This window comes from Taibaiella koreensis, assembly GCF_003545715.1.
GTDB lineage: Bacteria > Bacteroidota > Bacteroidia > Chitinophagales > Chitinophagaceae > Taibaiella > Taibaiella koreensis.
On sequence record NZ_QVNU01000003.1, the window covers coordinates 145,108 to 157,296 of the forward strand.

The 12,189-nt window shown below is 50.0% G+C and carries 8 protein-coding genes; 5 read left to right on the forward strand and 3 right to left on the reverse strand.

The features are described from left to right. Positions 1 to 57 precede the first annotated feature (57 nt). On the forward strand, positions 58 to 1,845 hold the full coding sequence (locus DZK30_RS10640) for a T9SS type A sorting domain-containing protein (protein ID WP_118974131.1): 1,788 nt from the start codon (positions 58 to 60) through the stop codon (positions 1,843 to 1,845). Positions 1,846 to 1,914: 69 nt separating this feature from the next. After that, complete coding sequence (locus DZK30_RS10645) at positions 1,915 to 3,669, forward strand: T9SS type A sorting domain-containing protein (protein ID WP_205529412.1); 1,755 nt, start codon at positions 1,915 to 1,917, stop codon at positions 3,667 to 3,669. Positions 3,670 to 3,838: 169 nt separating this feature from the next. Here DZK30_RS10645 and DZK30_RS10650 read toward each other — a convergent pair whose 3' ends face one another. Then, the gene (locus tag DZK30_RS10650; RefSeq protein WP_118974133.1) at positions 3,839 to 5,674 is read right to left on the reverse strand and encodes a DUF2207 domain-containing protein; all 1,836 of its coding nucleotides are present in this window, start codon (positions 5,672 to 5,674) and stop codon (positions 3,839 to 3,841) included. Between the two features lie 112 nt (positions 5,675 to 5,786). On the opposite strand from DZK30_RS10650, the gene DZK30_RS10655 reads away from it, so the two are divergent. Then, entirely contained in the window at positions 5,787 to 7,823 is a 2,037-nt protein-coding gene (locus tag DZK30_RS10655) for a hypothetical protein (RefSeq protein ID WP_118974134.1), read from the forward strand. Positions 7,824 to 7,952: 129 nt separating this feature from the next. Beyond that, entirely contained in the window at positions 7,953 to 8,954 is a 1,002-nt protein-coding gene (gene trpS / locus DZK30_RS10660; protein ID WP_118974135.1) for a tryptophan--tRNA ligase, read from the forward strand. A gap of 56 nt (positions 8,955 to 9,010) precedes the next feature. Here the strand turns inward: trpS and dusB are convergent, their stop codons facing one another. Next, positions 9,011 to 9,997: a tRNA dihydrouridine synthase DusB gene (dusB, locus tag DZK30_RS10665; RefSeq protein WP_118974136.1), complete on the reverse strand. Its 987-nt coding sequence runs from the start codon at positions 9,995 to 9,997 to the stop codon at positions 9,011 to 9,013. Positions 9,998 to 10,133: 136 nt separating this feature from the next. Continuing rightward, a complete protein-coding gene (locus DZK30_RS10670) occupies positions 10,134 to 11,249 on the reverse strand; it encodes a fatty acid desaturase family protein (RefSeq protein WP_118974137.1) in 1,116 nt (371 codons plus the stop codon). A gap of 211 nt (positions 11,250 to 11,460) precedes the next feature. On the opposite strand from DZK30_RS10670, the gene DZK30_RS10675 reads away from it, so the two are divergent. Then, positions 11,461 to 12,177: a DUF3575 domain-containing protein gene (locus tag DZK30_RS10675; RefSeq protein ID WP_118974138.1), complete on the forward strand. Its 717-nt coding sequence runs from the start codon at positions 11,461 to 11,463 to the stop codon at positions 12,175 to 12,177. Positions 12,178 to 12,189: the final 12 nt, after the last annotated feature.

Consider the following 12,189-nt stretch of genomic DNA (forward strand, 5'->3'; position numbering starts at 1 on the left):
GACCCCCATTTTCAGAAATAGAATAAAAATCAATTGCCTTTAAATACATAACTAACTATGAGATCATTATTCTTTTTAGCTTTCCTGTTCCTGCTGGGTATACCGGCCACACAGGCGCAGTACAACATTACAGAAAACAGTTACTGGGCTATGGGTACCGGCGCCGGAGTGAATTTCAATACTTCCCCGCCTACGGCTGTATCGACTGCTATGAATACTATGGAGGGCTGTGCCTCGATCAGCGATGGCGAGCTTGGTCTCAAATTCTATACTAATGGAAAGATCGTATGGAATACCTTGGGCAATGTAATGCCCAATGGCAGCGATATCCTGGGACCTGAGCATACTACATTCTCCACTACCCAGGCCGCAGTTATCGTACCGGCTCCCGGCAGCAACCGTTACTACTACTTATTCTCACTGACGGATAATACCAATAAACTTTTTTGCAACCGTATCGATATGACATTGGATGGCAACAGGGGAGACATCGATACCGGGTTTCCGCTGCGGCATCTTGCGCTTCAGGATTCCCTTTCCGAAAAAATGGCTGCTGTGCCGGGTTGCAATAACAATGTCTGGTTACTCGTGTTCAAAGCCAACGGAAAAGTGCTTGCTTATGAAATTACCTCTGCGGGCGTCAACCTTACACCTGTAGTCTCTTCTTTGAGCCACCTGATGCGCTTCGGTTCCGGAGTGATTAAAGTATCGCCTAAAGCCGACAGGATCGCTGCCTGCAATGGGCAGGCCGGCCAAGCCCGGATACTGGCTTTGCTGAACTTTGATTATACCAATGGTACCGTTACCTTTAACAAGGTAATAGACAGCAGTGCGAGCTATGGCTGTGCGTTTTCTCCCGACGGGACAAAGGTGTATTCCTTTAGTCAATTCGGGCTGCAGCCGAGGCTGGCGCAGTTTGATCTTAATGTTCCTTATCCGGGAGCTACCAGGGTCGCGATGGGAGATGCAATGCCACTGGATATAAAGCTGGCTGTTGATGGTAAGGTCTACTTCATCTCTTCAAATAGCAGCGCGGGAGTAGGCCATTTCCTGGGCTGTATCGAAAACCCCGATGCACTGGGGCTCGCCGCCGGGTACAACGATATGGCGGTCGACCTGGGTACAGGATGGGTGGTAGGAGGTCTTCCGAACGAAGTTGTGCTGGCGGGCAATATTCCACCCGGCGGTATTAACCGGGTAGTGAAGGATACAGCCATATGCAGCATGCCTTCCAGTGGTGTGCAACTGATCGCATCGCCGGCTTCGGGGGGCTATACCTGGGACAACAACAGCACAGCCTCTATGCGCACCGTGACTCAGACCGGTATTTATTTTGTGCGGTACAATACTGCCTGCGGAGCCAGGGTGGATACCTTTAAAGTAAACGACGGTTCAATTAATGCTACACTACAATTCACAAAGCCGCTATTGCGCACCGAAAGCGGCTATACACAATACCGCTGGTACAAAGGAGATACCCTGCTTACAGGCGAGACCGGAGAGGTGCTGTCTGTTCGTAGCAATGGCTGGTATAGCGTAGTGGTGCAAAACCAATGGGGCTGCCGCGATTCAGTTAGTATACAGGTGACCGGTTACACGGCTATAGACGAAACGGAGCAATTAAGCCGCCTGATTTCCATATATCCCAATCCCACGTCGGATTATCTCTATATCAAGACGCCCGTACCGGTAAGCTACCGGCTATGTGGCGTTGATGGAAGGATATACCTGAAGGGAAAGGAAAATACAGTTGATATAAGGCTCCTGGCCAAGGGGCTATATTTCCTGCAGTTGCATGATCAGAAAGGCGCCTGGATAAGGACGGAGAAAGTGTTGAAGCTATAATCAGCAGCAATAAGAAGATCAATAAAGCGGCAACAATCTTAAGCTATGAAAAGGCATATCCTCACTTTTTTGATACTGTTAATTTGCCTGCCTATAGGTGTACAGGCGCAGTACAATATCCCCGAAAACAGCATTTGGGCCATGGGTGAGGGTGCCGGCCTTGACTTTAATGCGACTATACCCACGCCGGTCTCTACTGCAATATATGCGATTGAAGGTTGCGCCTCTGTGAGTAACGGCGAGTACGGCTTGCGGTTCTATACCAACGGTGAGACTATCTGGAATGCCCTTGGCTCAGTAATGCCTCATGGCGATGATGTTCTGGGGCCTGCATATTCCACGCTTTCTACTACCCAGGGCGCCGTGATTGTACCGGCTCCGGGAAGCGATCGCTACTATTATACTTTTTCACTTGCTACAAATGGAATTCTTTTTTGTAACCGGATCGATATGTCTCTGAATAATGGTTTGGGAGATGTGGATATCAGCTTTCCCCTTCGTTATCTGCCTATCGAAGATTCGCTTTCTGAAAAAATGATAGCGATACCGGGCTGTAACAACAATGTTTGGCTACTGGTATGCGGACTGAAGAGCAAAATTTATGCCTATGAGGTTACGGTAGCCGGTTTGAGCCTTACGCCGGTAATCTCTTTCGTAAATGATTTTCGCTTTGACGTGAGTGGTATGAAAGCGTCTCCGGGAGCCGATAGGATTGCCATCTGCAATACTGGTGTCGGAGGAGCGGGCATGCTGGCGCTATTTGATTTTGACTATACTAACGGTAGGGTGGTATACGACCGTATTGTGGACAGCAGTGGCGGGGGCTATGGCTGTTCCTTTTCTCCCGATGGCAGCAAACTCTATTCAACGCGTCAACAGACAGTGTTTCAATACAATCTTGATGATTACTATCCCGGAATCAGCAAGATCCCATTGGGTATGAGTGCACTTTCAAGCGACTTTAAGCTGGGCGTCGATGGTAAAATCTACTTTATCTCGGGCAACGCTAATGTTGGTCCCGGAACCGCCCTTGGCCGTATTGAGCACCCCAATATTTTGGGTAGCGCAGCCCAATACCGTGATACGGTTATCGATCTCAGCCCTAACCGGATTATACTGGGGTTTCCAAACGAAGTTGTGCTGGCGGGTAATATTCCACCCGGCGGTATTAACCGGGTAGTGAAGGATACATCGATATGCACCATGCCATCAGGTGGTATTGTGTTCAACGCTGCTCCCGCCGCCGGGGGCTATACCTGGGACAACAATAGCACCGGCAACACACGCACGGTAACCCAGGCTGGCATTTACTTTGTGCGGTACAATACTGCCTGCGGTACAAGAGTAGATACATTTAAAGTAATCGACCGTTCGATTAATGCCACCCTCCAATTCACGAAACCATTGTTGCGTACTGAAAGCGGCTATACACAATACCGCTGGTACAAGGGAGATACTTTGCTTACAGGTGAGACCGGAGAGATACTGTCTATTCGTAGCAATGGCTCGTACAGCGTGGTGGTGGAAAACCAATGGGGCTGTCGCGATTCGGTTAGTATACAGGTGACGGGTTACGCGGCTATCGACGAAACGGAGCAATTAAGCCGGCTGATCTCCATATACCCCAATCCCACGTCGGATTACCTCTATATCAAGACGCCTGTACCGGTAAGTTACCGGTTATGTGGCGTTGATGGAAGGGTATACCTGAAGGGAAAGGAAAATACGATTGATATAGCTGATCTGGCCAAGGGACTTTATTTCCTGCAATTGTATGATCGGAACGGCGCCAGGATAAGGACGGAGAAAGTGTTGAAGCTATAACGACTGAAGCATCAGAAAAATATCAGTAAACCAAGATAAGATCCCTGAACCATGAGAAACGGTTGCGGATATCGGAAGCCAGCCTGTCGCCCCCCAAAGTGATCGCCGTTTACCTCAACCCTGTAAGAGATGTATTCTGTACAGAAAAGATAGTAAAGCAGGAATAGATTTACCAGCCGCCACCACCTCCTCCGCCGCCGCCACTGCCGCTGGAGCCGCCACCGAAAGAGCTGCCCCCACCACTGGAGGATGAGGGTGGGGTGCTTGCCGATGATATTGCCCCGCTAAAGCCCGAGATGAAAGAAGATGCGGAGAAAGCATTGCCGGAAGCAAAGCTATTGCCATAGAACAATCCCGGGTGTGTGGCACCCTGCTGTATCGCCGTCTTGATAACCTGCTCAAACTTCCGGCCCCATTCAATATCGCAATCCAGGGCAATGGCAAAGGCCAGGTTCTTTTCAAAAAGATCAATCGTCTTTTCCGGCGGGTTGGTAAGGTTGAGGCGGTTTTCGTCCACCGTTTTCAGGTAACGGCGGTAGCCTTCGATCTTGTCCATCAGGGCTCTGCCTTCGGGTGTATAATTGGGCATCAGCCGGGCGAAGATCATCTGGGTCAGGATGCAAAGGATAAAGCCACCTACCAGCGGTACCAGAGGCCAGAAATTCAGATCAGCATCGGCGAGTACCAGGATCATCAGCGGGATAAAGAGCAGCACCGAGAGGAAGTATCCAAATAGCAGGAAGCGGGCATTCCGGATAAAATAAGCCGTCTTGTTCCTACTCGTCCGGCCTTCGTATGCCGCATCAAGCTTCTGCCGGACCTGCTTTTTGAGGCCGTCCAGCGTTTCGTTGTATGTGCCTTTGCTTACAATGGTACCCATCAGTTCCCTGGCCTCTTCCCTGAAGTCTTCGTAGCCGGCGGGAATAAAGTCCTGGCTGGCGGGCCGGAAGATATACTCATTCTCTTTAAACACCATACCGGTTCGTCTCACTTCTATCCGGTACGCATTGCGGAGGGCCAGGTCGGTAATGGCCGCGGCCAGGAGCCTGTTGCGCATGCGCTGGAAATAGATATAGCCCAGTGCTGCAGGTGAAAAGCCTTCGGGTGGTCCGTACTGGACAATAATAGTACCAGGGCGCAGGTCCCGCCCATGGCGCCACCATTTAAAAAGATTGTAGCACAGGATAACGAGCCATAGCAACGGCATACCCAAGGCACCAATATTGTTCTTCAGCAACCACCACCACCGTTGTGCTGCCGTAGGCGGTGCAATAATGCCCTTTTCCCAGGAAGTAGCCACTGTCAGGCCTTCTCCCGGCTTCAACGCCTGCGTACTGTGGAAAAGGATCGTATCCCGTTGGCCCGAAAAACGGCATAGGCCGGTATTGTAACCCTGAGGCCCGGTATAGCAGGCACTGGAATAAGCCGAATCGCTGCCGGCGATCACCATATGGCAAATGGCCGAGTCGATGTAGAAGGCCCAACCATTGCCTGTCACATTCCAGGCCAGCTCATCATAGTCTTTAAGAAATTTGACCTGGTGCTGCGTATGGTAACGGATCGTATAGGTAGAAAAACCAGTATCGAGCAGGCGCAGCGGGTCCCCGATCTTCAATGTGTAACCGTTGCGACCGAAGGTACCTTCCTGCATATATCGTACCGGCGTGCCATTGAGCAGTACTTCCTTTAGCTCGAAAGTGGTGTTTTGGAAAAGTTTCTGCTCATTGACATATTTGGTGGGAAAGTTGCGAAGGATACCGTGGGTGATCTGGTCGTTGCCATTGCGATTGTAGACTGTGATCTCTTCGGTTACATCCAGCGCGCCTTCCGGCCTTACCACTACCCATGATTCAAAGCGGGCTATCCGGTCGCTCCGGTCATAAGGAACCGGCTCAGGCGCGGGAGCAGGAGGGGCGGTCTTATCGCTTGTCTTGTGATGCCTATGTCTGGCCATAGCGGCAGGGCAGCACAGCAGCAACAGGAGGATCGCAAGGCAATAGCGCATGGTCAATAGGTGTTAGGGTAGCTAAAACTAAGGAAAAATAATTTTCACAAGGCATTATGATGGCATTTGTCTCAGGGCGGTATATTAATTTTCAAAACCTTTACTTTGCAGCATGACGTCTACGCTGAAGAAACAGAACCGGCGACATGATCTGCAGGCTCTGGTGCAGGAAATAAAAAGCTCTACCGATACCAACCGGTACAATACGCTATTTATTGAGCTGATAGCAACATTGCGTCCCGGCCGCCACCGGCCAGCTGCCGAAGGACTGGAGTCCCTGCTGGCATTGCTGGACCAGGACAAGCAGCTGACGCTGGCCTTGCAACAGATGTTTGTGTACCTGTTCAATACCCGCGACAGTCAAAGCATCTTTACCAATGTCGGTATTCTTTCTTCCGGAACATTTTTTTCAGCACTATTCCGGCAGTTGCGCCATCGCATATTACCGCCCTTGCCGGAGAAACGTAGTATGAATTACCTGCTGGAACGGGCTTTTTATAGGAAGACCGATTATAAGTGGGTGCGGGAAATACCGGATGAGCGTTGGATACGCTTTTTCCAGATCGCTGCGGGAGGATTGGAAAAAGCGGATACGCCATTCCGGCAATACCTGGTCAATACCCTTACGATACTTTCTTACCGTGTTTCTTACCTGGGCCTGGAGGAGGAGTTGAGCCAGCAGCTGAAGTCACAAGAAGAAGTGATCACGCCTTTTATTGAACAGAATAAAAAGCTGCTTGCTTTCATACACCTGGTAAGGTCGGGGACCACTTCTGAAGCCTACCTGCAATCCAGCGCGCAGGATGTGATCGATCAGCTGAATGCCTGCGAGCTTATCATTAACGACATACGGTCTCAGACCGGAAAGTTCGGGACCAGCCTGGGACAATCGTACCTGCTGCTGCGTACAGCGCAGCAATTGAAGCGTATGTTCATCCTGGTACGCTTTCTGACACCCGGGGCCTTGCCCGAACATACCTTACGTAATTCGGTAGTTTTGTTTGAAGATGTGATCGAAAGTGTCAATAAACGGTACAGCATTTCCGACCTGTACCGTAAGAACGCCGACATGCTCGCCTACCAGATCGCAGAGCACAAGAGCGCGTCCGGCGAGCATTACATTACGACCACACGCACCGAGTATTCCGGGTTTTTCTTTTCGGCCGCGGCAGGTGGCGTTATCATTGCCTTCGCTGCATTGATCAAAGCCTTATTGCATAAAGTGCACATGCCTTTATTCTGGCAATACTTCTGCTATGGTTTCAATTACGCTATCGCCTTTGTCGCTTTGTTTCTCACCGGCGCCTCACTGGCAACCAAGCAGCCCACCATGACGGCCTCGGCCCTGGCAAGTTCGCTCGACACGCGCAAAGGCGGCGTATCGTTCCAGGGCCTGGCGCTCACATTCGGTAAGGTCTGGCGCAGCCAGTTTGCCTCATTCGCGGGCAACCTGGTGGTCGTGTTCCCCCTGTCCTATTTACTGTCGGTAGCCTGGGAATACCTGACCGGGACACCATTGCTCCACGACAAGGGAGAGGCCTTGCAGTCTTTGCGCGATCAGAATCCGCTCACCAGCCTGGCCTGGTTATATGCAGGCATCACCGGCATATGCCTGTTCACCAGCGGGATCATGTCGGGGTATGTGGACAATAAAGTGATCTATAGCAGCCTGGGGGCACGTATGAAGGAGCACCAGGGATTACGGCGGCTCTTTAAGGGAAGCACGCTGAGCAAGGTGTCAGATTTCCTGGTACGTAACCTGGGGGGTATTGTTGGTAATGTTTCGCTTGGTTTCATGCTGGGATTTGCCAAACTGATCGGTGAATTTTTTGGCGTTCCTTTCGATATACGGCATATTACTATTTCCACCGCTTATTTTGCTTTTGGTGTGGATGGTCTGGAAAACCATTTGGGCGCATACGACTGGATATGGACCACGATAGGTGTGATCGGCATCGGTTTCTTCAACTTTCTTATCAGCTTTTCGCTGGCCTTCTACGTTGCCGTACGCTCGCGGGGTGTAGCGCTCTCCCGCCTGCCGCTGGCGGGAAAGCTTATCTGGAAATACCTGGTGAAATTCCCGCAGGATTTTATTTATCCACCCAAAGGAGAGCGGAAGGAGAGCGACGTTTTTGAAAGCCAGCATTAAAGCCGATTCATCAGTGAGTGACTTGATTGTTTATCCGGGAGCTTTCAACCGCCAAAGCGATTACCGCTTTCGGATGCACTGCAGTCGACCGGGAGGAAATTGACAGGCATTCCGTAAATTTGCTGCCTTATGCAAAAGAAAGAGATCGTAGTCAGCGGTATCCGCTCTACCGGCTATCTGCACCTGGGCAATTATTTCGGCGCTATTCACAATTATGTGAAGATGCAGGAAGATTACCAGTGCTATTTTTTCGTGGCAGATTATCATTCCCTCACTACCCATCCCGATCCGAAGGATCTTAAGGCCAACGTCTTTCGCGTAGCGGCCGAAAATATTGCCAGTGGCCTGGATCCCGATAAAGTTGCTTTATACGCGCAGAGCGACATACCGGAAATCCCTGAATTGTACCTGATGCTGAATATGCTCGCCTATAAAGGAGAGCTGGAAAAGGTACCTACCTTTAAAGATAAGGTGCGATTGAATCCCGATAACGTTAATGCCGGACTCCTGACTTACCCGGTATTGATGGCTGCCGATATCTTGATCCACAATGCCGTGAAAGTGCCGGTGGGTAAGGACCAGGAGCAGCACCTGGAAATGGCGCGCAATTTTGCACAACGCTTCAACAGCCGCTATGGCGAAGTATTTGCCGAGCCGCATGTATTCCGCTTTGATGAAAATACGGTAAAGATCATGAGCCTGGATGGTAATGGCAAGATGAGCAAGAGTGAAAATGTGAATGCTACCATCTACCTGAATGATGATGCAGATACCATCGGTAAGAAGATCATGAAGGCGAAAACCGATTCCGGTCCTACCGAGCCCAACAGCGACATGCCGGACTATATCCGTAATATTTTTCAGTTGATGCAGCTGGTATCGGCCGCATCTACCTATGATACCTACCTGGGTGCTTATAACAATTGCTCGATCCGTTACGGCGATATGAAAAAGCAACTGGCCGAAGACATGGCTGCCTTTGTACAACCCATCAGGGAGCGGGCTGCCGATTTACAACAGGATGAGGACCGGCTACGTAAAATATTAAAGGAAGGTGCTGAAAAAGCCCGCGAAAGCGCTTCAAAAACCATAGCAATGGCCAGGAAAGCGATAGGGATCCATTACTATTAACGATTTCGCTTTTACAAACGCTTATAGGGTTCAAAACCCTATAAGCGTTTGTAGATTTATAAGAGTTGTAATTGTTCCTCCAGCAGGCGTGTGAGGGTATCTTCTATCTCCGCCAGCGTATCACTATTCACCAGCTTCATACGATATTCCTTTACATTGGGCAGTCCTTTAAGATAGGACGCATAGTGGCGGCGCATTTCCAGCAGGCCCAGCTTTTCTCCTTTCCATTCTACCGAACGCAGCAGGTGTCGACGGCAGATGTCGATCCGTTCTTCCACAGTAGGCGGGGGCAGATGCTCACCGGTTTGCATATAATGTTTGATTTCCCTGAAGATCCAGGGGTAGCCGATAGCGGCGCGGCCGATCATAATGCCGTCTACGCCATACCGGTTCTTATATTCGAGTGCTTTTTCGGGCGTATCAATATCGCCGTTACCAAAGATGGGAATATGAATGCGGGGGTTTTCTTTTACTTTGGCAATAAGCGTCCAGTCGGCTTCCCCCTTATACATTTGCACGCGGGTACGGCCATGTATAGACAGGGCCTGTATGCCGATGTCCTGCAAGCGCTCTGCTACATCTTCGATGTTCTTCGAGTCCTCATCCCAGCCCAGGCGGGTTTTTACGGTTACCGGCAGGTTGGTGGCCTTCACCACCGCTTCGGTGAGCTTGATCATCTTGGGCACATCCTTCAGTATGCCGGCGCCGGCGCCCTTACACACCACTTTTTTCACCGGACAGCCATAATTGATATCGATCAGGTCGGGTTGCGTGGCATCGACGATGCGGGCTGCCATTTCCATGGCTTCTTCATCGCCACCGAAGATCTGTATGCCAATGGGGCGCTCGTAATCGAATATGTCCAGCTTCTGCCGGCTCTTGATCGCATCGCGGATCAAGCCTTCCGACGATATGAACTCGGTATACATAAGGTCCACGCCCTGCTCTTTGCATACTGCACGAAAGGGCGGATCGCTCACGTCTTCCATGGGCGCCAGCAGCAACGGGAATGCCGGTAATTCTATTTTTCCAATCTTCACCATACCCTTAATTTGAGGGCTGCAAAGTTACGAATTAAAAAAATCAATTGAACTTGTCCTAAAGCTTAAGATACAGCTAATTGTAAATTAATCAATTGTGATGAGCAGACGATACTTTGTCCGGATTAAAATCCCGTTTTCAGCACGCTGTTTGCTCCCGGCCCAGCATCTTTAACGTATCCAGGTGTGCGCGTATCGCCTTAAGTATGGTGGGATAATAATGATAAGATAAGCCGCACTCTGCCGCCGTTTCCTTTATAATGCGAGCCAGCGGTACCCGGTGCATCTGCGAGATACGGGGGAATAAATGGTGCGCCACATGGATATTGAGCCCGCCCGATATCCAGGTGATCACTCTGCTTGAAGGACAAAAATCTGCGGTAGTGAGCAAAATGTGCTGCGCGAAGCTGGTCTTGATATTCCCTGTTGCATCGGGCTCGGGCCAGGTCGTATCCCTATGTAAGTGGGTGACCTGGAAAATGATACCCAACGCTATCCCGCTGATCATATGGCCCAGCAAAAAACCGGTAACGATCTGCCATGCCGGCGCGTCGATAAGGATCAAGGGTAGCACCAGGGTATAAGTGATCACCACGGCCTTAGTAAACAGCAGGTACAGAAATTGCGTTATGGGCCTTCGCTGAATAGAAATAAATCCGATCCTGGATCGCGAAAAGGAAAAGAAATCGAGAATAAAGAGTTTGAACAAGGTACTGAAGGCATACACGATAAAGATATACCGGTGCTGGTAACGGTGAAAACGGTAATAGGGCGCCCGTGGATGAAAGCGGAACAGGCTGAGCGAGAAAATGGCCGAATCGTAAACGGGCACATTGGGCGCTCTGTGGTGCGAATGAATATGATTGTATTCCCACATATCGGAATTGATGCCGATATAATCGAATACGCCGGTAAAGAATTTATTGACCCAGCGCTTGTTGCTATAAGCATGATGAGTGCCGTCGTGGGCTATACCCACCGACATCAGGAACATATTAAAGTGCCAGGCAATTTGCAGCAGGATCAAAGACCAGCCCCGTATACCACTGCAAAGCATAAGCATATATAGCAGGATCCAAAGACTAAACAGGAGCAGGGTCTTGCCATGCATGCGACTATCTGCCAGCTTATGTTTCTTCTTATCGATAAAATACCGGTTCACCTTGTTGCGGCAGCGCTGGTAAAAAAGATCTTCTTTTCCGGTGTACCGAATCTGCGGAAGGAGCAGAATGTCCTTTTCTCGTACAAATGACATGGTTCTGGTTGGTTTGGTTTAACAGGTACTCAAATATACATAAGGTAAATCATGATACTATAGGGGGAAATCCCCCTTTTTTCAATTACCGGCGCGAAAAGCAACTCCATTATTTCGATTTGTGCCTTCACGTATCTTGAGCGATTTTTTATGTGCGATTATGTTTGAATTCATTATCGCTGTATTATATCTTGTTGGCAAATCATAACGAATGGCCCGTCCTGTCACCCTTGTGCTATCGTTGTTGGTTTGCCCGTTTTTTTTATTTGCTCAAAAAGCACCGGCAAATCATGTCCCTCATAAAAAGTATCGCGGCGAGCGCTGGACCTTAAGCCACTGCGCCGCCCTCAAGCTAACGCCCTGCTCCTGGGCCGATCCCTATGGCGCGCTTTTTCCCGTGGGCTTCGAATACTACTTTGGCGAGCAATTCGGCATTGGTCTCGACCTGGGTATTCCTATGTTCTATGTGCTGAACAATACCATTGGAGAGCAGCATAAGACCTTGAACAGCGACATCCGTTTCCGCATCGAGGTCAGACAATACTTCCGCCAGAGAGCGCGATGCCGTTTATATTATGGCGCCGAAATCTTTTACCGTCACCAGGATATGGAGCTCGATCACGGCGATCTGCACTATGTAGATGGCGCCGTATACACCTACGATCATGTCAGGGGACGAAAATGGACCTGCGGCGCCGGCGTGTTCCTGGGCTATGCCCGCAAACTAACGGAGCATTTGCTATTGGAAGGTCATATTGGGCTGGGTTTGCGCACCCTACAAATGAGAACGGATATAGATACCAGGGCGATGGCGCCGCGTATGGAAGGTTCGTTTACGACATTGGTACCACCCAATGAGGATCGCGTAGGCGACAGGGACCTCAACCTGCACCTGCCTTTTGCGATTAAAATCGCTTATCTGTTTTAGCAAATCTTCAAT

Coding starts and splice junctions, on each gene's coding strand:
- dusB (WP_118974136.1), bottom strand. CDS start 9,997: ATGGTGAAGATTGGAAAAATAGAATTACCGGCATTCCCGTTGCTGCTG.
- DZK30_RS10670 (WP_118974137.1), bottom strand. CDS start 11,249: ATGTCATTTGTACGAGAAAAGGACATTCTGCTCCTTCCGCAGATTCGG.
- DZK30_RS10650 (WP_118974133.1), bottom strand. CDS start 5,674: ATGCGCTATTGCCTTGCGATCCTCCTGTTGCTGCTGTGCTGCCCTGCC.
- DZK30_RS10655 (WP_118974134.1), top strand. CDS start 5,787: ATGACGTCTACGCTGAAGAAACAGAACCGGCGACATGATCTGCAGGCT.
- trpS (WP_118974135.1), top strand. CDS start 7,953: ATGCAAAAGAAAGAGATCGTAGTCAGCGGTATCCGCTCTACCGGCTAT.
- DZK30_RS10640 (WP_118974131.1), top strand. CDS start 58: ATGAGATCATTATTCTTTTTAGCTTTCCTGTTCCTGCTGGGTATACCG.
- DZK30_RS10675 (WP_118974138.1), top strand. CDS start 11,461: ATGGCCCGTCCTGTCACCCTTGTGCTATCGTTGTTGGTTTGCCCGTTT.